This window comes from Candidatus Firestonebacteria bacterium RIFOXYD2_FULL_39_29 (genome assembly GCA_001778375.1).
Taxonomy (GTDB): domain Bacteria; phylum Oederibacteriota; class D2-FULL-39-29; order D2-FULL-39-29; family D2-FULL-39-29; genus D2-FULL-39-29.
Map to the genome: position 1 here is coordinate 1 of MFGV01000082.1, position 24,050 is coordinate 24,050.

At 39.5% G+C, this 24,050-nt stretch carries 15 protein-coding genes; 14 read left to right on the forward strand and 1 reads right to left on the reverse strand.

From position 1 onward, the window contains the following. Positions 1-547: 547 nt before the first annotated feature. The 12 genes from A2536_09195 to A2536_09250 all read left to right on the forward strand — a co-directional run bounded on the left by A2536_09195 (position 548) and on the right by A2536_09250 (position 20,348). Positions 548-1,417, forward strand: a complete 870-nt coding sequence (locus tag A2536_09195; GenBank protein ID OGF44712.1) for a hypothetical protein — start codon at positions 548-550, stop codon at positions 1,415-1,417. 6 nt (positions 1,418-1,423) lie between these two features. Then, positions 1,424-6,532, forward strand: coding sequence for a hypothetical protein (locus A2536_09200; protein OGF44713.1), 5,109 nt, complete (start codon positions 1,424-1,426; stop codon positions 6,530-6,532). A gap of 128 nt (positions 6,533-6,660) precedes the next feature. Beyond that, on the forward strand, positions 6,661-9,207 hold the full coding sequence (locus tag A2536_09205; protein ID OGF44714.1) for a hypothetical protein: 2,547 nt from the start codon (positions 6,661-6,663) through the stop codon (positions 9,205-9,207). Positions 9,208-9,356: 149 nt separating this feature from the next. Next, positions 9,357-14,927: a hypothetical protein gene (locus tag A2536_09210; GenBank protein OGF44715.1), complete on the forward strand. Its 5,571-nt coding sequence runs from the start codon at positions 9,357-9,359 to the stop codon at positions 14,925-14,927. A gap of 52 nt (positions 14,928-14,979) precedes the next feature. Further along, on the forward strand, positions 14,980-15,984 hold the full coding sequence (locus A2536_09215; GenBank protein OGF44716.1) for a hypothetical protein: 1,005 nt from the start codon (positions 14,980-14,982) through the stop codon (positions 15,982-15,984). A 111-nt stretch (positions 15,985-16,095) separates the two neighbouring features. Then, positions 16,096-16,377: a hypothetical protein gene (locus tag A2536_09220; protein OGF44717.1), complete on the forward strand. Its 282-nt coding sequence runs from the start codon at positions 16,096-16,098 to the stop codon at positions 16,375-16,377. Between the two features lie 61 nt (positions 16,378-16,438). Then, complete coding sequence (locus A2536_09225; GenBank protein OGF44718.1) at positions 16,439-17,233, forward strand: hypothetical protein; 795 nt, start codon at positions 16,439-16,441, stop codon at positions 17,231-17,233. Between the two features lie 613 nt (positions 17,234-17,846). Next, positions 17,847-18,098, forward strand: coding sequence for a hypothetical protein (locus A2536_09230; protein ID OGF44719.1), 252 nt, complete (start codon positions 17,847-17,849; stop codon positions 18,096-18,098). An 86-nt stretch (positions 18,099-18,184) separates the two neighbouring features. After that, positions 18,185-18,775, forward strand: a complete 591-nt coding sequence (locus tag A2536_09235) for a hypothetical protein (protein ID OGF44720.1) — start codon at positions 18,185-18,187, stop codon at positions 18,773-18,775. Next, positions 18,768-19,004, forward strand: a complete 237-nt coding sequence (locus tag A2536_09240; protein ID OGF44721.1) for a hypothetical protein — start codon at positions 18,768-18,770, stop codon at positions 19,002-19,004. The genes A2536_09235 and A2536_09240 overlap by 8 nt, the downstream gene beginning before the upstream one ends. 62 nt (positions 19,005-19,066) lie before the next feature. Next, positions 19,067-20,038, forward strand: coding sequence for a hypothetical protein (locus A2536_09245; protein OGF44722.1), 972 nt, complete (start codon positions 19,067-19,069; stop codon positions 20,036-20,038). 82 nt (positions 20,039-20,120) lie between these two features. Further along, entirely contained in the window at positions 20,121-20,348 is a 228-nt protein-coding gene (locus A2536_09250) for a hypothetical protein (GenBank protein OGF44723.1), read from the forward strand. A gap of 552 nt (positions 20,349-20,900) precedes the next feature. On the opposite strand, the gene A2536_09255 is transcribed toward A2536_09250, so the two are convergent. Continuing rightward, a complete protein-coding gene (locus A2536_09255) occupies positions 20,901-21,212 on the reverse strand; it encodes a hypothetical protein (protein ID OGF44724.1) in 312 nt (103 codons plus the stop codon). Between the two features lie 57 nt (positions 21,213-21,269). On the opposite strand from A2536_09255, the gene A2536_09260 reads away from it, so the two are divergent. Further along, the gene (locus tag A2536_09260; GenBank protein OGF44725.1) at positions 21,270-22,388 is read left to right on the forward strand and encodes a hypothetical protein; all 1,119 of its coding nucleotides are present in this window, start codon (positions 21,270-21,272) and stop codon (positions 22,386-22,388) included. A gap of 179 nt (positions 22,389-22,567) precedes the next feature. Then, positions 22,568-23,908: a transcriptional regulator gene (locus A2536_09265; protein OGF44726.1), complete on the forward strand. Its 1,341-nt coding sequence runs from the start codon at positions 22,568-22,570 to the stop codon at positions 23,906-23,908. Positions 23,909-24,050: the final 142 nt, after the last annotated feature.

Below are 24,050 nucleotides of genomic sequence, written 5' to 3' on the forward strand. Positions count from 1 at the left end.
TATGGCAAATCTAAACGGGCACGAAGTTGGAAACGACGGATACAGCCAAGAAGAGCCTGTAATCACTACGTCACCGTTCTACTCGACTCGTTAGATAGGAAGTAGTGATAAGACACTGAAAGTGGAAAGGGATTGGGTTCATACGGACAGGCAGGTAGTCGGAACATTTGTGGTTCAGGCGAACAGCACTATGAGTTGATTTTGATGTAAAAATCAGTCAAAAAACAGATGGACGGATATAAATTTCTTTGTTATAATTAAGACAATAATTTAATCTGGGGGTGTTTATTGACAAACGGGGTTTTGTTTCATGAAAGAGCTGAAAAGCAGATTTACCCTGTGGATTTGGTTTTTCATTAAAGATCTTGTGCTAATCCTGTCCGCCGGTTTTAGGGTGGGCAGTCCGCCAGGCTTTAGGGCGGAAAAGCCAGCAAGGAATCTGATGTAAACGAATTCAGAGGAGAAGTATGCTCCTTGCTCGGCGTGAAATATTGGAAGTTTATTTCCGGTGCGGTGAGATAAAATAAATATTAAGGGAGAGTTCAGGATGAAAAATATAATAGCAGTTTTTATGTTGCTGGTGTTTGGATGCGGATGTAGTGCTGCTGAAGATACTGCTAGGGATAAAGACATTAATGCTAAGATACCTCTCAATGATTCTATCGATAAATTAGCGTCGCAAGATGAAAAAATTATAAAAGAAGGACGAGAAGAATTGAAGGCATTAGGTGACAAAGCCCTGGATCCCTTGCGTAAATCTGCTACCACAAAAAATAGAAAATTACGATTACAAGTAATAAGTATTTATGCCGAGATGATTTTTGATCAAAAGAAAAACCCCGAAGAAGATAAGTTTATTATGGACTCTTTGAATGACGAATATTATATGGTAAGGATAATTAGTTCGGGTTTTTTAGCGGAAAATGGTTATATGGATATTGCAAAAAAAATAATTCAAAAAAGGAAAGAGCCTTCGGAAGATGACAATAAAATATTTAATGATATTATAGAGGGCATGAAAATTAGAATAAAAGACAATCCTCAACCTTTGATTATTAATCCTACAATGTTTGAAGAAGGCTATTTGATCGGAATGGATAAAAAAATAAATAAGCGGCTTGAAGAAATAATATTTAAAGAAAATGAAGTAGTAGCTTTGCGGGAAAAATTGATATCTGTATATTGGCACATAAACGAAAAAGAAAGTAATAATTTATTAATTAAAATATTGGAAAAAACCAAGTATCCAGAGATTAAAGAAGCCGCATTGTCTTGTTTGAGACGTGACATTAACAAAAAAAATGCTCTATTAATAAAAGAATTACGCGGGTTGTTAAGTAAAGAAAAGGACTTAGAAATTAAACAATTTTATGAGAGAATTATCGGCTACTTAGCGGATTCAGGTAAGGAGAAGTAAAGCAATATGAGAAAGAAAGTAGTATCAATTTTAGCGCTTATTTTGTTTTTATCATTATCTGGCTTATTAGAATCTAAGGAAGTAGGAGATGTTGCATATTCTTCTCTTCGTCAGATGTGGGGTGGTGGACAAAATCAATATACATTTAGTTATAGAACGGGTGTGCCTGGTTATATTGGGCATGCAATGATTTATTTTGGAACAGATGAGGATGGAAATGATTATATAATCCATGCTCCGGGAATTGGGCAGAAGGTAAAACGCGAAAAAAGAGATTTATCTGTATATGAAAAATATTTAAATATGGGATCTGTTACAAAAGAACAGAGACGAAAGATAATTTCTTTTGCAAATTCAAAAATAGGTTGCTTGTATGCAGTACCATATGAAAAAATGCTGATAGTGTTTAAGCCATCTCTTGAGGAACAAAAAGGTTATAATACCTTAAATGGGGAAGAATGTTATACTTGTATAGGAATAGTAGAGCGTTCATATGAAGAAGCGCAAGTGGGAGGCAGCGAAGGGCCAACACCAAACGGTGAGGGTCGAGATTTAGTACGTTCAGGAGAAGATTTATTTAGTAATTGGAATTCGAAAGAGGGTTCTTATGTTAAATTATTGACAGATTATCCTTCGCCATATAATGAGTTGAATGGATGGGTTTTATTCCCTTATACTCAGTGGCGTGAACAAACTAATCCATATCATCCAGAATTAGATTCTGAAAGAATGGTAAACACATCGTCGGGCAAACCAGTAGTCCAAATTGCGGCTCCTATTGATAATGAGATTATAGATCAGAATCAGTCTTCTACTTATACTATAAAAGCAACGGCTACTGATGGGGCTAATGGATCGGGAATATTTAAAGTTGAATATTATCTTGACCAAGTGGATGCAGATCATTTAATTACTAAAGTTTATACTTACAAGGATTCAAACGGCATCCCGGTATTTTTATACGAAAATGATACAGTACCGATAGAGCTTTCTGAATATAAATATGATTGGGATATTTCCAATATTTCCAGTGGGCAACATACATTGATTGCAAGAACAGTTGATAGGGCGGGGAATTGGTCAGACGACACACTGCGCCAGTTTAAAATACAAAACGCCAAAATGCCAGAAGTAGTCGATTGTTTCCCAATGGGAAATCATACAACATCGCCTACTACGGTAAGTGTAACGTTTAGTAAAGAGATGGACAGGACTTCTGTCTCTGTCAGCATAAGCGGAGTCGTTTTTGGTTTACCTGAATGGACTGGAAACACGGTGAAATATGCTATATTGGGACAACTTGCGGATGATAAGCAATATAAAGTAACGATTTCTCCGACATCAAAAGATTTGGCAGGGAATGAAATAATCCCATACCTTGGATTTAATTTTTCAACTTATAGGTCACTTCCAGATATTGATCGTGACGGAATACCTGATATTTATGACTGTGCACCAAATGATCCATATAATACGAACTGTGCTCCAAAGCCTTTGGATTCAGATGGTGATAAATTATATGACTGGGAAGATCCGTTTCCATTTGACCCGACAAATAGTGGAGTATCTGCGGGTGGTTATTTTAATGTAAAAGGGTTAACCGGTTTAAATCCGTGCCATATCCCGGGGACAAATCAGGCAGGATGGCCTGCTGTAAAAGCTTTAAAAGCAGAAGTGTATAGTATAGGAATAACTACATTAGGTGCCGGAGTGACAACGACACCTGTGCAAAAGTCTAATAATGTATTTACAAGCTTCGTAACCGGATTAGGAAATTTCAAAATAACAGCATATAATAAAAATGGAGCTGAATTGGCAAGTCTCGTTGTACATATAAGTACTAAAGGTGTGGCTTGTTTGTTTATGGTTCAGTTAAACCCTGACGACAACGAATCCGTAATGCCTCCTGAGCAGGCAAACTTGGATAATCCGCCAAGCAATGGCAATGTACCTCTCGTAATACCTCTGACCGGTATGGCAGGTCGAATGTATCGTTTGCTTCAAGATAAGCTTGGCTACGATAGTTTAGGACTAATGCTTGAATTTCCACCGGAGCTGTTAGTTACAACAAATCACGTTATGGTATTACCTTCCGGTGGATACAATGGACTTTCTCAAAGCGTAAAAGATAATATAGCCCTGTATGTCCAGGCTGGCGGCACCCTCATAGTCTTTACCCAGCAAAATGGCTATCAATTTGCAGACTTACCCGGAGGAGCCGTAAGAGGCTATGGTTATGCGGAAGACCAGAGTTGTCATGCCAATGCGGTATATATAAATGAAGAGTCCGCAATATTTAATGATCAGACCAGAGTATATATGGATGCTTCCGTTGATGGATATTTCACAGCCTGGCCTAACAACGCAAAGATATATTTAGGCAGACAGAAAAACCAGCAGCCGGCGATGATTGAGTATCCTTACGGGAATGGAAAAGTAATCGCAACGACATTATACAGCGAATTTGGAAATTATATGTATAACTTAAGCAATGAAGAAAAAACACTTGTCAACTCCCTTATAAAATATGCCTTGGATCCTTTAACGCCTTTGAATCAATATTTAAAATTAGCCCAGCCAATGGCTGATTTGACGTTTAATGTGACTGCGCCTTCGGATGTATTGATTGACGGAAGTGATGTGACATTTGTAATAACTATACAGAATAAAGGGAGCAGCGACCAAACACTAAAAGTTGCGAGGGATTGGGTTCATACGGACAGGCAGGATGTCGGGACATTTGTAGTTCAAGCGAACAGTACTTTAAACATACCCGTGATAATGCATAATATCCAGGATATCCAGAATAATGATTTTTATTCATTTAATGCCATGATTTATAATACAACGGACGGTTCCAGCATAGGCAGCCCTGCAATATCCGGCAAAATGTATCCGGCATCGGTTCAGACGATTATTTCTGTAGATAAAACGGAGTATGCGCCCGGAGAGACTTCAATTATTACATTAAATTTAAAGAATCTTTTGGCTCTTGACTATGCAGTAAGCTCAAAAGTAGTTGTTACTGATGCTATTAACAGCAAAGTATTCGAAGAGACTAGGATGACTAATTTAACCGCAAATAGTATTTCATCAGAAGCATTTAATTTCATTGTTCCGTCAAAACAGGGTTTCTATATCATCACCGTAGATATCGAAAGCAACGGGAGTAAAGTTGGAACAGCATCAGTATATATAGAAGTCCCAAAAGCAGAGCTCAAGCTTACAACAATCCTTCCCAATTCTTTTGCTTTAGGTTCCAACTTAGTCAATGTAAAAGTGGACAATATCGGCAAATCTGCCGTTAATAATGGTCAGATTAAAGCAGAACTAAAGGACCCTTTTTCATCTGTTATATTTGCAGAAACAAAAACTTTTAGCGCGGGAATAGGTCAATCAACAGAGGTTGCCTATTCTGTTAATATTCCGGCATTGAAATTTGGTAATTATACTATGACAGTTTCTGCGATTACGGAAGACGGTGTAATAGACAGCACGGTAAATATCCCTTGTAGTATTTCAAGGAAATTTTCATTTGATAAATTATCATACAAGTCGGGAGAAAATGCTGCTGCGATTCTGGAATTAACAAATACCGGCATGTTTAACATGTCTTTAAGCGCAGCAGTAACAGCACCGGCAATGGGATTTAGTCGGACAGATTCTATGAGTCTTAATAAAGGGGAAACAGTCAGCAAGGTGTATAATATAAATATACCGCTTTCTGCGAATTATGGCGTGCAGGGAGTAAGAATAGATCTGATACTTGGGAATACACTTTCTTATATTTATAGTTTTTCCGTAGCACCGCCGAATATATCAGGGAGTATTGAAAGTAATGGTCCATATAGTTACGGAAGCAGGATTACAGCAAAGCTCGAAAATATCGGCGGATCAAATACTATTTATGATTATGTTATAAAGCTTATAGATTTTAATGATGTAGTAATCAATCAAGCATCCGGAAGCGATACACTGGCATGGGGAGAGGTAAAGAGACCATATCTTGATCTTACCAATTCTCAGATGTCAGGCGGGCAGTATGTGGTAAACGGGATAATAACGGATAAGAAGACAAATAAAAAGACTGTCATACAACAGTACGTGGCAGTTACGGGGTTGACCGCGAATATATCGGTAACTATGGATAAAAAAAATTACTTAAACGGAAATACAGCAACCGTATCAACGACCGTTATACCGCAGGGAAGCATCACGAATGCAACACTCGAAACAAAAGTATATAGGCCTGCCGAGAGTATTGTGAAGCATCCGGAACTTAACGGGATAACAGCGATTGCGGTGGAAAAAACAACGATATGGTATGGGAAAGACAACGGAGAAATTGCGAAGTATAATAAAGCAACGGGGCAGTATCAGACGATAACTGTACCGTATGTATCCGGAATAGAGAAATGTGTATTTACCGTAGCGGTCGATTCAGATTATGTATGGGTTGGAGCTGCAAAGGCAGGATTACTCAGGTATGAAAAATCCTCCGGCACATGGAAGAAGTATACAACAAACGAAGGCTTGTCGGCTAATGCGATTCTAAGTCTGGCTAATGACGGGAATTATTTATGGATAGGGTCGTCTTACGGGTTAAACAGGATGGATAAGTTAAACGAAACATTCACAAAATGGTATTCTAAAGACGGGCTGACATTTGATCAGATAAACAGTGTTTCAGTTGACGGTAATTTCATCTGGGTGGGTACGATTCTTGGTTTAAACAGGTATAGCAAGATAAATAACACATGGGAAAAATATACTACCGGTGAAGGATTACTTGATAACTGGGCAAAGTCAATATACGCGAACAGCAGTAATGTTTGGATAGCAACGAAGAATGGGATAAATAAATATGACAAGAGTACGAGTTCCTGGAGCGCCTTAACTACAGCGAACGGCTTGATATCCAATGTCTGTTATTATGTGACAGAAACAAAAGACGAGATCTGGATAGGAACGGATAAAGGCGTATCGGTATTAAACAAAGCGGCAAATATTTGGAAGAGCTATACAACGACGGACGGAGTAAGTAATACCAATGTAAGGTTTATCGCAGTGGAAGATAATAAGGTCTGGATTGTCAGTGCGAGCAAGTCGTACTGAGTTATCAGAATACATCATTATAGATATTTTTTGTAGTTGCCTCATTTTATGAGGCCAGAAACGCTTGGTAAATCAAGCAACTACAAGTTTTGACTAGAACTGTTTGCTAATAACTTTTACGGAGCTATATGAAAAAGACATTGTACTTGATAATGCTTTTAGTTTTATTCTGTAATCCGGGACTGTCAGCTATTACGGATAATGCGAATGATTTGATTGTTCCTTTAGGGGAAAGTTATACCTTATTTGGAGCCAAGACATATATTAATTCCGTACAAATTACAGGTACCCTTTATGTGAAAGCTTATGATGGAACTACAGATAGCGGAAAACTTGAATTAATTAGCACATCTGTTAATGTGTCAGGCATTATAAACGCGAATGGAAAAGGATATCCAAAAAACCAGGGGGCAGGAAAAGGTGTAATTGTAGGTGGATATGCAAGTGGCGGAGGATATGGCGGCAATGGAGGAATGAGTTATGGGAGTATTCCCGGGGGCAGTGCGTATGGCAGTATAAAAGATCCGTATGATTTAGGTTCAGGAGGAGGAGCCTTTGCTGCAGGAGGTGGCAGTGAAGCAGGGTCCGGAGGCGGAGCGATAAAGATAAGGAGCACAGGAATAGTAAGGATAGATGGAATTATAAGTTCGGAAGGATCTATGCCCGGATATGGATCAACAGGAGGAAGCGGAGGTTCAGTATATATAATTGCTTCGCAGTTGGAAGGCAGCGGTGCAATAAGCGCGAGCGGATCCGCCGCGACCGGACAGTTTGGTGGAGGAGGCGGGGGCAGGATAGCAATATATTATATCCAGAATAATTTTACCGGAATCATAAAAGCGTACGGAGGGTTGGTCGGATATGGCGGTACGAATTATTTAGGTGGAGCAGGAACAATATTTACGAAGGGAAGCATACAGACAAACGGAGATTTAAAGGTAGACAACAATAACAATTTGGGTAATCTCACTCCTTTTGTTGATGGTCAATATAGTTTTGATAACATAAATGTTTTAAATAAGGGAAGATTGGAGATTTCTTCCGGAGATACAATCAATGCTGGGAATTTTAATATACAAGCAAGTGGAACGGGATATTCAAGCGGCAATGTTATTTTGACGCAGGAAATGAAAGTAGATGCAAACGGGACAATGTATCAAAGCGGAGCAAATATTAATTGCAATAAATTAACCATAGGCAACCTGGGTACGTACTATTTGGATTCAAAACTTACATTATCGGAATTTAAAATATTATCCGGGGGGATTTTAACGCATTCTGCAGGTATACTTGGATTTGATTTAACAGCCGGAAGTATAACTATAGATAATGGCGGCAGTATAAACGCAGTTGGAAAAGGATATCCAAAAAATCAGGGGACCGGAAAAGGTGTAGTTGTGGGTGGATATGCAAGTGGCGGAGGATACGGCGGAAATGGAGGAATGAGTTATGGGAGTATTTCCGGAGGCAGTGTGTATGGGAGTATAAAAGAGCCGTATGATTTTGGTTCAGGAGGCGGTGCCTTTGCAGTTGGAGGTGGCAGTGAAGCAGGGTCCGGCGGAGGAGCAATAAAAATAAGGAGTACAGGGACAGTAAGGATAGACGGGAGTATAAAATCAGAAGGATCATTGCCTGGTTATGGATCAACAGGAGGAAGCGGAGGTTCAGTATATATAATTGCTTCGCAGTTGGAAGGGAGCGGAATGATAAGTGCCAATGGCTCTGATGCAACCGGACAGTTTGGCGGCGGAGGGGGAGGCAGGATAGCAATATATTATGATCAGAATAATTTTACCGGAATCATAAAAGCGTACGGAGGGTTGGTCGGATATGGCGGTACGAATTATTTAGGTGGAGCAGGAACAATATTTACGAAGGGAAGCATACAGACAAATGGGGATTTAAAGGTAGACAACAATAACAATTTGGGCAATCTCACTCCTTTTGTTGATGGTCAATATAGTTTTGATAACATAAATGTTTTAAATAAGGCGCAACTGGATATTAAAACTGGCAATACTTTAAATGTAACGCAAGAATTTAAAGTAAATGCAAACGGCATAGTTAATGACCATGGCGGAGCTTTCAGCGCAAGTACTCTGACCATTGGGAATTTGGGTACATTTATACTGGATATAAATATGTCCGTTACTGACTTGAAGATTCTATCAGGGGGTATTTTAACGCATTCCGCGGGTATACTTGGATTTGATTTAACAGCAGAAAATATTTTTATAGAATATGGCGGTAGCATAAGCGCGACAGGTAAAGGTTTCCCTGTTAATCAAGGTCCCGGGATAGGCGGAGTTTATAACGGAACTTCAGGGGGTGGTGCGGGATATGGAGGTAATGGAGGTGCGTTATATACTGCTGTCGGCGGACCTGCTTATGGAAGCGCGGAGCAACCGATTTCTCTAGGCTCAGGGGGTACTGGTTCAACAGGTGGAGCCGGAGGCGGAGCGATAAAGTTAAATGTAAACAGCGTTTTGCATTTGGAAGGAAATATTAATGTAAATGGAAACAATAATTCAGCCAGTGGAGGGAGTGTATATATAATAACCAAAAATATATGCGGAAGCGGAAATATTTCGGCTGACGGTGGAAGCGGCTATGGCGGAGGGGGGGAGGCAGGGTCGCGATATATTATAACAATTGGAATCATTATGGAGTATTAGCTGCTAACGGCGGTATCGGCAGCAGCGGCGGAATAAGCGGGTCAAGTGGAACTGTCTATTTAAAACAAACCTCATGGGATCAGGGACTCAGTTCAGGATATGTTACCCCTTACGGCGGGAATTCTGATGAATTAAACAAGATAGGAAGCATGATTTATCAGGCGAAAAAGACTGTGAGTATCTCCTCTGTCGCAGGATATGCGGATAACACCGGGATTATTACGGTTGCCGGAAAATATTATACTGTTTCAACCCTTAATAACAGCCTGGGGCAATTCATGAACGGAGAGTCTAATTCTTTTTATGTCAGCGATTCTCCGATACTGATATCATTCAGTCTTGATAAGAAGGCATACAAACCCGGGGAGCAGATAAATATAACGGGGGAAATTAAAAACAGTTCGACGGATAGTTTTACCGGGCTTACTTTTAATCTTAAGAAAAATGACGATGTCATCCTTACACAGACATTCGATCTGACGGGAAATGAAGTAAGGACATTTACAGCTTCAACAAGCGGGCAGTCAGGTTTTAATCTTTCGGCCGGGATAGGGCTAAATATTATTACAGAAAAGGTTATAGTTGAAAATCCCTCTATTGAAGTTTCAATATTGGCTCCGGATAGCACAGGGCAGGATCCGTTCGTGTTTTCAGGCGTGTTAAAGAATACAAGCAGTACGGATGTGACTCTCAATCTGGATATAACAGGCGAAGGATTATCGGACACACTGTCAACTACGGGAATAACTATATCTTCAGGTAACTCTTATGTATTTACAAAAACATTTTCGATAATTAAAGATACTATATTTAACGTAACGTTAACCGGGGATATAGAAAAGACAACGCAAAAACTCGTTGCATTTGGCGAGAAGATCAATTTTACCGTCCAGCCTGAGGCGTTATATTCGAGCGGACCTGTAAGCATTCTATATAAGGCTATAAACATAGGCTTGTTGGACAGTCAGTTCAACATAACTTTCAAAATAAACGGGATGACGGAAACGAAATGGGCTTATGTTCCGAAGAGCGGCGAGATAATAGATTATTATACGCCGGATTTGCCGGAAGGCGATTATGTTTTAACTTACGAAACTATTTTCGGGACCGGACAGGCAAATATTACGGTAAGGAATTATAACAAGGTTAGTATTACAAATCTTAATCTGACATCGGTAAGTATTAAGAGCGCGGAGTTTGCCTTGACAGTTAAGAATTCGGGATTAAATGTATTTAAAGGCAATCTTATGCTCTCAACTTCGTTCCAGGACAAGCAGACCAGCCTGGAATTAAATCCAAGCGAAGAAAAAACTCTGTCTTACATCTTCGATGTTTTAGACGGTGTAAGTCCCGGAGACTATAATTTAAAAGCACAGGTTATGTCCGGCACAGATGTCGTGAATGAAACGACGCTTGCGTTCAATCTGGCGCCGTCTTTTGCTTTAAGCGAAATACCACAGAATTTGTCATTTAACGCAGGAAGTGCAGCTGTCGTTCCATTAATGGTTAAGAATTCCGGACCTGTTGCCGGATTTACAAATGTATCTTTCAACTCCGAGGATTTCATTAACAGTTTCTACGCGGTGAAATTGCTTTCCGGAGAAGAAGCAACCGTTAATTTTGGTTTTAACATTTCTGATGATTTACTTTCGAAGGACTATATTGGTCTGGCTAAGGTAAATAATGTGGAATACAATATTCCATTCTCTGTAAAAGGATACGGCATTAATGTAACCAATAGTCTTGACAAAGTCTCTTATGCTGAAGGTGAAACAGCGGTATTCACTGTTAAAGTGTTAAGCGTAAACGAGCTTTCTCCTGCGGGATATGTAACGGTCAAATTTGGAGATTACGAAGAAAAGACCGCAGTTATGCAATTTAGCGGAACAGAGACCCCTGTAATATTCAATATACCGGTGCATTTTACTGCTAATAAACTTAGTTTCGGTGTTTACCTTGAATCCGGAAGAGCTTTATATTTAAATTCGCTGTATATTTATAAGAAAGGCGAAGAAGTTGCGATAACGATGAACAAACAGGTATATAATTCCGGTGAGGCCATTACCGTATCGGCATCGTCTCTGGTAAGCGGGGTTCTGGAAATAACCGCGCCGAATTATCAGAATACTTTTAATGTAACATCTTCAACTCATCTTAATTTCCAGTTTAATCTGCCGCAGGAGATGGTGACAGGCAACTATTATATCAGCTATGCATTTCTACCCGAAGGAGCCGCTGAAAAATCATACGGGAGCGCGGTCTTTGATGTCATAGGGTATACCGTAAAATATGTGGAAGCAGCACTTGATAAGGCGTTCTATTATCCCGGTAATAATATTGCATTAAAGCTAAAAATTAATTCAAACAGAAATATTGCCGGATGTACGCTGAATCCCAGTATATTTGACGGTTTCCCGATAGGTGCCTCCGGTTTTGATCTTGCGACGGGAGACAACAGTGTTACGATTAATGGTGTAGTTCCTTCAAATATTACCGGTGGGACAGGAAATATTTACTACGAGCTGAAAAAGGGCACGCTTGGTTTGACGACGGGAATTCAAAGTATAGAAATAAAGCTCCCTGATGCTCTACCTCCGGTCAGCAGTGTGTTACCAAGCGGTGATTTATATAACAACGGGCAGGCAAATTTCGCCCCGGCAAGTTTTACTTACAGTATATTTTCAATAGACGACGGTGTGCCGCCTTCGGGAGTTGATTATTCGAGCGTCAAAGTAAATGGAGCGGATTGGTTAACATATACCACTCCGATCAGTTTTATTGCCGCAGGTGAGCAGGTAATAAGATATAAATCTGTGGATAAAGCAGGTAACTGGGAAACCGAGAAAGAGTTTAGAGTAACTATTGATAATGCGGCATCGGTGTCCAACCTGAATATCGGGATTCCTCAGTATGTTCTGGGTGATAACACATGGGTAACCACTGAAACATTGATTAATTTAGCAGCAACTGACTCCGGTTCCGGAGTGAACAAGATTGAGTATAATATAAACGGTGGTGATTGGTTGATATATTCAGTTCCGTTCAAACTGTCTTTAAGCAGTTCAAATGTGATTAGCTATAGAAGTATAGATAACGTTGGAAATATTGAAACTACAAAAACAAAAACGCTTTATGTTGATATTGCCCCGCCTGCTTCAATAATAGACGTAAGTGAACCGAAAGTAGTAGAAGTGGATAAGTTAATAGTCTTTAAAGAAACGAACTTTACTTTGACGGCAGTAGATACTGGCTCAGGAGTAAAGGAAATAAAATACAAAATAGACAGCGAAGATTACAGGATTTACACAAACCAGTTTAATCTTGCAAATTATGCGCAAGGCGGTCATTTAATAACATATTATAGCGTTGATAATATCGGCAATGTCGAGGTAGAAAAAACTCTGGCTGTGACTTTAAGGGTTGATTCCACACCGCCGGTTAGCTCTATATCCTTAGGCATTCCGAGCTATAATGATTATGTGAACAGCAGCACGGGCATAACAATTACATCTACAGATGATTCATCAAAACTGGCTAAAATCTATTACACGATTGATAACGGCAGTATAAATGTTATTGCTAATACATCCGAAACGATAGTATTCTCGACGAGTATTTTATTGAATAATCCCGGATTAGCCGACGGTAAGCATTTCTTGGCGTACTACGCGGAAGATGCTTTGGGTAATATAGAAATAGCAAAATTGAAAGAAGTTTACCTTGATAATACACCATCAGTTTCTTCCATCTCGATCGGTCAGCCGCAATACAGCGGAGTGAGTCCTTTGTTGGTCTCATCGGGAACGGCGTTTACTCTGACCTCTATAGATTCCGGTTCAGGTAGTTTACGGAATGAGTATAGTATTGACAACGGCTGGAGTACCGCGAATATCTTTAATATCCCCATAAGCACGGCAGACGGGGTTCATGGGGTTAATTATAGGAGTTTGGATAATCTTTTGAATACAGAGCTCTCAAGAACCGTAAGTATTACCCTTGATAACACGGCTCCTGCGGCTAAAATAACATCTCCGGTAAACAATGAATACGTTAATGGTATTGTTTCTGTAATCGGAATGGCAACGGATACTAATTTTGATAACTATATCCTTGAATACGGCGCAGGAGAGACACCGGCAACCTGGTTTGCTATAAAGACCTCTTCTTTGCAAGTTCCGGAAGGGGGCGAGCTCGGGAAGTGGGACACAGCTGGACTGTCTGAAGGAATTTATACTCTGAGACTTACCGCAGTTGATAAGGTGCTGAACTCCAGAATAGAAACAGTAAAAGTCACAATAATGACATTTAAATTCTTATTGGCAATATATGACAGGTTGTCTCATCCCGATAAAATAGCCGTAGATAAAGACGGATATATTTACGCTGCGGACAGGGAAAATGACTGTATAAAAGTCCTTGACCATAAAGGAAATTCAATAAGCATCGGAAAAGGGATTTTGAACAAGCCCGAAGGCATAGCGCTTGATAGTAACGAAAATATTTATGCAGGAAGTAGAAATACAAGCGTAATAGAGAAGTTCAACTCTAACGGAAATCACATAGCAACATTAGGGCAGGGGTTTTTCAATAAGGTTTGCGGGTTAAAAGTTGATGAAACCGGAAAAATAATAGCGGCAGACAGAAACCAGAATGTAATAAGGATACTCAATCCCGATGGAACACTTTTTAATACTATCGGAGCGGGTCAGCTTAATAAACCTGAAGATGTAGATATTTGGAAGGATGAATCCGGCAACATATATTATTTTGTTGCAAATAGGAATCAGGATAATATCAAGGTGTTTAATGGGCAAGGTGTATTAGTTAAAACCATTGATTGCTCAAAGACACTCACAAAACCGGATGGGGTTGTCGTAAATGCAAGCGGCGATGTAATTGTAGCTGACAGCAATAATAACAGGGTCGTAAAGCTTGATGTAGCGGGGAATATAAAGTTAACTATTAGTTTTGCGGACGGCCTTAACTTTAACCATCCTAAAGGAGTATGTTTTGACACTCTGGGTAATTTATACATAGCGGATTCAATGAATAAGAGAATAGTTGTTTTTGGGACCAAATTACCTGAAGTTCCCGATTTGCCGCCGGAACAGGAATTAGTAAAGAAGAAAGAGGAAAAGCAAAAGGAAAACCAAAATAAGCCGGAATGGCAAAAGCAGATAGAGGAAAGACAGACGCAAAGCGAAAAAGAAAAAGAAAAATGGGAAACAAAAGAAGGAAAAGAAGCAAGAAAAGCAGAGGAAACAAAGAAAGAGAATAAAAAAAGACCGAAATGGAAGGACGAGGCTGACAGGACGGATAAGGAAAACAGGGGAAGTAAAGACAGCAAAGAAAGTAAAAAAGGCAAAGAGGATAAGAAGATAAATATTGCCTACACATATACGGAAATAAAGGATCAGAATACCGGAGAGGTAATTTGGAACAGCATGAAAGACCATAATAATGGGCAGTTTAAAGATCACAGGCCGGGTAACGATTCACAAGGCGCCTCAACAGGCTCAGGACAGGGAAAAGATAAAGGAAATAGCGGGAAGAATGAAAATAATGGAAATGATAAAGACGCTGATAAGGAAAAGGGAAATAATGGTCAGGGAAACGGAAAAGAGAAGGACAAGGATAAGAATAAAGGGAAAGGTAAAAAAAGCAGTCCGTTTGAAACGGAAGAAATAAAAAGCCCGATGTTTGAGATTCAAAAATTCTAGAGATACAATGACCCTGCACCACATTGGGTACAGGGCATAGTTAGGAGGAAGATTGTTTAAAAACCAAAGTTTTATTATTTTTACAGCAATATTTTTACTTTTCAGTTCGTTGGTTTTTTGTCAGCAGCAACCACAGGCTGCGCAAGTAAAATCAACACAGCAAACAGTTTCTGGTGCTCATAAAATAATAAAGTTAGGCTATGCGAATTCAGTTGAGTTGGTCAAAATATTGCAGAAATTTGCAGGAAATACAAAGATAGAGGCAGATGAAAGATTGAATGCTATACAGGTTTATGGCTCCAAAGAAGAAACTGAAGAAATGGAAAAAATAATCAAATCTGCAGATACCTCAAATGACCAGATCTTAATCGAAGCTCCTGTAGTGGAAATAAGCAAATCAGTAAGTTCAACGATAGGTATAGAATATTCAAAACAGTATATTGATATACAGACTATTATACCTCCGGAACAACTAACAACAGCTTCTATCCCGAGCATAATACCCGCGTTGATTCATTATGGAGGAGAGAATGCAGAAGCAAAGATTTTAGCAACTCCGAAACTCCTTGTAGATAATGGGAAAGAGGCAACAATTAAGATAATTGATAAAATTCCGATACCAATAACAACGAGTTCAATAACAAGCGGCGGCCAGGTGGTTTCTTCAACAGCAATCCAGTTTGAAGAAGTAGGAATAAAGTTAAAAGTAAAACCAATCATTTACAGCAATAATGAAGTAACAATAAAATTAACCTGTGAAGTAAGCACAGTCGGGAAAGTAACAGCCCAGGGGTATCCGGAGATAGGAAGCAGAACCGTAGAGACGGATATAAAATTAAAAGATGAATACACGGCAATCCTTGGCGGATTAATCAAAGAGGAAGAAAGATTAACAAGGTCAGGAATACCATTATTAATGGACATCCCATTGCTTGGATTATTGTTCAGTAAAACAGACACAGAAAAAGTAATAACAGAAATAAGGATAGGAATCAAGCCAAAGATAATCAAAGCAGGGGATAAACTTCCTCAGCCGCCTAAAGAAGAAAAGAAATAGTGGATTAGGTCCATCTTGATTGCTAAATATTTCAGTTAACCATAATGCAATATGTTTATGCAAATCTTACAGGATTATATATGTTGCTTTAATATTAAGGGGAGGTGCATTATGGCTATAATAAATAGCTGGAAAGAGTTGTTTGATCATTGGGAAAAAGATGCCAATAAGTATTCTGCATTGTCACGATTGCGAAATTATTATGATACAGAACGTGAGCGAGTATTCGAACCAGCGAATAATGAAATGATGGATATTATTAGAACCGAAGGACAAACTTCTCTAAAAGCTGATAGAATGACCGAAATATTTAGTAGAGTGAATCCGGAATTTTTAAGGTTAACAAGCTGGTATAACACAATGATTTGCGAAATAGAAAATCATTATAAGTAATTTGCGGGATTATCGTTAAGCAATAAAAAGTGTATTGGGGTCTCTATCGTATTTATAATTTATGAATACGATAGAAGCGAAAGACATTAAAAGCCAAAAAGACAGGGTGTTCTATAACAATATCCGACAAACTATTGACCATCTACAAAACTTCATTGTAAACGAAGCCCCAGCCTGTACTTCCAAAGAAAAGATAACCGATTCCCGCTCTGCATATAAATTATGCAAGAATGAGGAAACTATGGCAGTATATTTAAAAGACGAAATGTGGATAGCTGATATTCGTGTCAATGGTAAAAGATACCGTAAAAAGTTTCGTGAAGAAAGTGGTAGACTTCGGTTCCTTGACAATGAAGAGGTTAACCGGTTATTAAAAAACACTCCGGAACAGATAAAACCAATCATAATTGTGGCCTTGTATACAGGTCTTAGGCGAGGGGAATTGTTCAATCTTGAGTGGAAAGACATAGACCTCAAGCGTAAAGTTCTCAATGTGATTAAGAGTAAATCCGGGAAAGTAATGGAAATACCAATGAATGAATTTGCATATAATACCTTTTTGAAGTTGAAAACAGCTGATAATTGTGGTAAAATCTTTAACACTGTAAATTTCAGGAAATTATTTGCGCAAGCTGTAAAGGGAGCAAAACTTAACGACGTAATTATGTACACGACCAGACACACGTTCGCCTCGCAGCTCGTTATGGCAGGTGTTGACCTTGTTACGGTAAAAGAACTCTTAGGACACTCAAAGATAGAGATGACGATGAAGTACGCACATTTATCACAGAATCATAAGCGGCAAGCAGTAGAGCAGTTGGCAAGTAGGATAAATATCAGTAATGAAGAAAAATAGTGGACACTTTTCGGACACAAGAACTTTACAAAAACGAAAACCTCTAAATACCCTTTAAAAATATGTCGGGGCGTCCGCTGTGAAACAGCGAGACCTTGCCGGAAAACCGGCGGGAGGCGTCCTCCGCAAAGCGGAGAGATCTCGCCGAAGGCGGACAGGTGGCTAGCGCATCCACCTAGGTGGATGGTCGCCCGATTATAATGAAATAATATAAATTGCACGGAAGTTTGTTGGAAGATGTCGGGGCGTGGCGCAGGTGGCTAGCGCACTCGCTTGGGGTGCGGAACAGGCCATATTTAAAACATCAACAAATACAAGGTAATATCTTACACATCAGCAGTTTTACCCCTTTAGCGGCTTATCCCAATTTATCCGATTTTGCCTGTTTTTACCCCGAAAGTGGACACTTTTTGGACACAAATAAGGGAGTAGATTCGGCAGAAAATTTAGCATTATATACTACGAAGCAGTGCACCTTGTTCACGTATTTAGAGAACATTTAAGAGAAAATGTCTTCCGTCCCGCGCTGTTTCATCTTGATAAAGTGCTTTCTAACCATTATAATACACTTACGCAAATACGTAAATAGCAATCCCAGGAAGGTCTAATATTCATGAGAAAGAGTGCAGGCCGAGTTAATAAAGGAAAGCATTACAGAGCAGAGCTAACTTTGCCGGAAGCATTAGGCAAGTTTCTTGTCGAGTTCGGCGCGGAATCTAAACGTTCCGGTGGCTATAATCTTCCGAAAACTGAAATCATAAGAGCTCTAATAAGGGTTTTAATGAAACTCAATGTTGATGTAACAGGTGTGAAAGACGAAGACGAGCTTGTAGAAAGAATAATGCAGGCTATAAAGAAGAAGTAATACAATGCCGGTATTAAGCCGGTTTTTCTTATGATTGCTTTTTACGTATTTACGGTAATAGTGTATTGTTATAGGGAGGTAAGGATATGAGACCCAAGCTGGTTGTATATCTTTTATTGCTAGTGTTATCAATTATATTATTATTGTCACCTGGAGTAGTTTATACGATAGAAAGCGCAATATTTGATTTTGGACGACAAATCGGAATATCTAACTTTATTATGGGAAAGACAGTTGACATTGTATTTATCACTATACCTATAGTTTTGTTCATTCTAATTGTAAAGACTCTATTAGAGAAATCAAAACTAGCAATAATTAAGACCAAGAATAAATGGAATTGGAATGCATTTTGGATGGGTTGCCTATGGTATTTATGGCATAGAATGTGGATAAAGGGATTCTTAATCCTTTTTGTAACAATCATACTTGCTCTAACCTTAAATGTTATTGGTGTGATAATAGCAGCCGTTTATTGTGGCGTAAATGGGACTAAAGATTTAACAAAATTCAAAGCAGAAGGGAAAGAAGATTTTTCGGAATTCACGGTTAGACTTAGTGGCAACACAAAGACCTGCCCATCATGTGCTGAAAAAATCAAAGCAGAGGCAAAAGTATGCAGATACTGTGGTAGAGATGTCCCATCAACACATGAAGGAGATGAAAGAAATGCCTAAAAAGAAACAAGCTAGAATATCGCTTATCCTTACTAAGAGGGAAAGAGATTTTCTAAAGTCTTTTAAGAATAAGTGCAAAAATAGTGGAGGAGATAACCTCTCATATGGTGAAATCCTTAGAGCTATGGTTAAAGTATTTAAAAAACTTAAAGTTAAACCAGACAATCTTAAGAACGAAGTTGACTTAATTAAACGCATTTGTATCAAGGCTAGGATACCGTACAAATAAGTAATCTTAATATTACCCATGAAAATATTTACAATTAACTACAAATTTGAAGGAGGGGCCAAATGAAAAGCATGATGATTGTATTTTCAATGCTGATGGTACTGGGTTGTGGGAAGAATCCTCTCCTAACGGTTTTGTCACCTACTACGACAGGTGGTGGCGGCGGAGGAACCACCATTACTATTCCTAAGGTTGAAGCAGCCACCATATTACCTAACGGTGGAAGTTTCACCAATTCAGTTATTGTAACCATATATTGTAACACTCCTGGGGCAACCATCCAGTATACTACGGATGGAACAGACCCGGCCAAGGCCCCGAGCAGAGCTTGTAAAGTCATTGATTATGGCGGCCCTCTTTCATTAACCAACTCAGCCACATTAAAGGTTAAGGCTTTTAAATCAGGTTATAACCCTAGTGATGTAGCTGCTGCAAGTTTCGTTATAAATAATATTCCTATAACCAAAGTCTTTTATGGTACTGTACCTCAAGCCGGTATATCTATCGTTCTCACCGAAAGTGGCTCACCAGTTGCATCTCTTACATCAGATGGTTCTGGTAATTTCAGTGCGCCTATCCCCGATAGGATAGGAGACTATTCTGTAAACATAGGTGCAAGTTCTACTTGGACTTCCCAGGCTTTCAGTGTTTCATCCCAGGCTGGAAAGGATTTAAAGGTAGATTTCAATCAGAAGGCTCTCGTGGTTCCTGTCCAGTCTTTTACCTATACCCCATCGTACCCAGAGGGAACCCGGGATTATGCTCTTTCCTGGCCAACCACCGCAGGTTTAAATTATGATATCTATAGGATTTCCCCCAGTCCTACTGGGGATTGGGAGTACTACGCTTCTTGTTCTGCTGTACCAAATCCTTTTACCTTGGCTTGGCATGGTCCTACAACTTATAGTGCCTGGAAGGTAAAAGCCTATACTTCTGCCAGTTCAATGACTTCTTCAGACTCTTCCAGCGAGGTTTCTTATACTATATCGCTCTACAAAGAAGGCTGGTCTGATATTGTGGAGACTATATTCTAATTCCTACGTATGATGCAGAGTGAAACATTTTTATATTTTTATATTGACCAAGTAACATCTTGTACTAACAGAAGGTACAGCAATGACAAAGATTAATAAAGGGTCGCTCAATGGCAATTGCCACAAAGATAAAGATATTGAATCAAGAATTTCTCTCAATGTTAATGATGTTGCTGGATTAGTTGATTGTGCTTTTAAGGTATCAGACAAACGGGTAGCAACATTAAAGTTATTGAAAGAAGCCATTTTGAAAAACAATAGTGATGATGTCTTGAAATACGCAAAAATAATATGCGGGTTAAATGTATGAAGTTGAAAGATGAAGAAAGCATTGGAATTCTTTCTTACACAATGTCTGTTGGTGGTCTTTATACGGCAACGAGACCGTAGGAATAAATAATTTCAGCTAATGTGTCTTAATTTAAACCCTACTATATACTACTGTATACATTCGTATTATCTTTGTATGAATGATTTATTCTCAACCGATACTGAACCTTTAGGGAACTACCGCATCATCAGGGATGTCGACCTGCCTTTCTTTGCCTCTGTTTTAGAGAAATCCAATATCATCTCTCTCGCCCTCACGACCACCGGTCTGGATGTTTTCTCAGACCGCATAGTCGGGATATCTTTATCTGTTTGCGCCAAAGAAGCTTTTTATATCCCTCTATCTCATAACCAAGGTGTTAACCTCAACCCTTCAGAGGTCTTATCTTTTCTCAAGCCTATTCTAGAGCGTAGTAGGATTATATCCCACGACCTCAAGTTTGTTTACAAGTTCCTCCTTCGTCAGGGTATATCCCTTAACATCTATTCCGATACTCTATTGCTTTCCCATCTCGATGATGTTAACCAATCTTTATCTCTCAAATCCCTTGCGTCCCGTTACCTCGGTTTGAATATGGTCTGCTTCTCCGACCTCTTCTTCCGCAGGAAGAAATCTTCTATCCCCAATATCTCCGACCTTCCCGCCAAGGATGTTTATATTTATCCCTGTGCCGATGCCGATATATGCTACCGCCTTTACCGCTATTTTCTTCTGAGGAGTATTTATCTTAACCCTTCCCTCCTCGATAAAATCCGGGATTATTCTTACAGCATTACAGCCGGAGACCTCACACTCCCAGGCCTCCATGTTATCGAGCGTAATCTCATTCGTACCGTAGCCCACATGGAACTCAACGGCATCTCTATCAATAGTTTGTCTTTAGAGGAGCACATCGAAGAGATGACCTCGGAGATTGAAATCTTTAAATCCAGCATCTCAGCTTTATCTCCTTCCGGCATTGACCTTAACAGCAACCAGCAGGTCTCGCATCTTTTATACTCCGATCTCAAGCTTCCATACAAGGGTCCCATCACCAAGAGCCGGACTCCGTCTGTTTCCACGCCCTGTCTTAAGAGAATCGAAGACCTGCATCCTGTTGTCAAAGCCATTATAGAATACCGCACCCTCGTAAAACAGAAGGGGATGTTAGAGGGATATTTATCGTCTATAAATCCTTACACAAATGCAATCCATACATCATTCCTTCAATGGCATGTGCCCTCAGGACGCTTCGCAAGTTCTACTCCAAATCTCCAGAATGTCCCCGAAGACCTTCGGCGTCATTTCATAGCCCGGGCGGGCTACACCTTTGTCAACTTTGATTATTCGCAGATAGAATACCGTGTCATCGCCAGCCTCGCCCAGGAGGAGCCTCTCATTCAATCTTTTAACGAGGACAAAGACATTCATCGCGAAACTGCCGCTATTCTTTTCAATGTCCCTTATTCTCTTGTCACCGACGACCAGCGGAGGAAGGGAAAGACGATAAACTTCGCCTTAATTTTTGGTATGGAATCCTTCAGTCTCGCCGACCGCCTCAAGATTGACCGCGCCTCCGCGAAGCAACTTTTGGAGGATTACTTCACCGCAGTTCCTAAAATCAAGTCGTTCATAGACTCCACCCACAAGCAGGTCGTCGACCTCGGCTTTGTCGAAACCTACTTTGGCCGTCGTCGCTATATCCCCGAAGCCCAAAGCAAAGACCGAAAACTCCATGGCTACGGCCTCCGGTCCGCCGTGTCACATCGAATTCAAGGTACCGCCAGCGATATTCTCAAGCTTGCAATGCTTCGTGTCTCCAAGGAGTTTAATCTAAAGGCTACTTTTAATAACACAAGCCCTATAAAGCTTCTCCTCACTGTCCACGACTCCCTGCTGTTCGAAGTCCACGAAAGCGTTCCTTTGGAGGATTTCAAACAAAGGGTTTTAAAGTGTATGCAGATAAATATCTCCGGCTTTTGTCATCTGTCTGTCTCCTGCTCCACCGGCCAGGTTTGGAGCGATCTAAAAGACCTATAAGTAACATGTATGTAACCTGCCTGTCTTTGTGTGCCTCGTGCATCATGTGCAGCTAATTTAAGAACCTAAACATAGCCATGATTTTTAGCTTTATAATAAGTATTCGATGCTATATAATATCCAAAGAGTTAATCATGATTGGAGCTAAACCACATAAATAAATTAAAAATGGAGCCGTTATGGAATGGAAAGAGACGGAAGTACTGGAGTTTAAAAAGTCCACTTCTGAGCTAAAAGAGGCGGTCATTTCTATCGTCGCTATTTTAAATAAACATAAAAACGGCAAGGTGTATTTCGGCATTAAGAATAATGGCGATGTAATCGGTCAAGCAATTGGCTCAGCTACCCAAAGAGACATTTCACAAGCAATTTCAAACCATATTGAACCTAAAATATATCCTTTGATTAAAGCTGTAAATATTAAAGGCAAATCCTGTATCAAAGTTGAATTTCAAGGCGAGGACGTTCCTTATCATGCATACGGACGTGTTTATATCCGAGTTGCCGATGAAGATAAGCAGTTAAGTCCTTATGAGATAAGAAGAGCTGTTTTAAAAAAGCATATTGATAACTCCAAATGGGAATCTGGATATTCTGAGTATGGTATCAGGCGAGTCAATGTAAAAGTTGTAAAAGATTTGATTAGGAAAGCAAACATAGCCAAAAGAATAGATTTCAAGTTTAATGATGTTGAAGCAGTCCTTGCCAAGTTGGATTTGATACGCAACGGAAGGTTATTGAAAGCAGCGGAGCCGCTGTTTTGCAATAAAAATTCTTTTGAAGTGCAAGCCGCAGTTTTTGCCGGTGTTGATAAGATAACATTTCTGGATATAAACAAAATCACCGGTAATTTGTTTGATATTCTGGAGAAATCTGAGGCCTATGTACGAGAGCATATTAATTGGGGCGTAAAATTCGGCAAGCTTGAACGCGAGGAAATCCCTGAAATACCTGTCAAGGCTATAAGAGAAGCCTTAGTCAATTCATTATGTCACAGGGATTATTCTGTCCCTAAGGGTAATGAAATTGCAATATTTAAAAACAGGGTTGAAATATATAATCCCGGAGGATTTCCAGACGAGTTGTCACCGAAAGATTATATTCTTGGTAAAGAAAGGTCTATCTTAAGGAATCCACTGATTGCAGAAGTATTCTATAAGGCAAAAGAAATTGAAAAGTGGGGTTCAGGTATTAAGCGCATCTATGATGAATGCAAGGTAAATAACGTTAAGGTCGAGTTTCAGATTCTTAAAACAGGATTTTTGGTAGTATTTTACAGGAATGCGTCGAGCAAATATTTGAAAGAAACCGCCCAGAACTTGCCCAGAAACCGCCCAGAAACCGCCCAGAAGATAATTGATGAAATTCTAAAGAATCCATACATAACAAGGGGGAAATTGGCAGCAGAAATTGGTATTTCCGAAGATCGTGTAAAACATCAGGTATCTGCTCTAAGGAAGCAAGGGGTTCTAAAAAGAATTGGCGGAGATAAAGGCGGGCATTGGGAAGTTATTAAATAGTTTTTAAAGGAGTAATTCAATGCCTGAATATAGGATTAACTTAGTTCTTACAGAGATAGAGAAACTAACGCTAAGTTCGCTTTCAAATACAAGATTCTTACTTTCGACAGAAATAAGTCTTTTAAAAAAGCTCGATAAATTT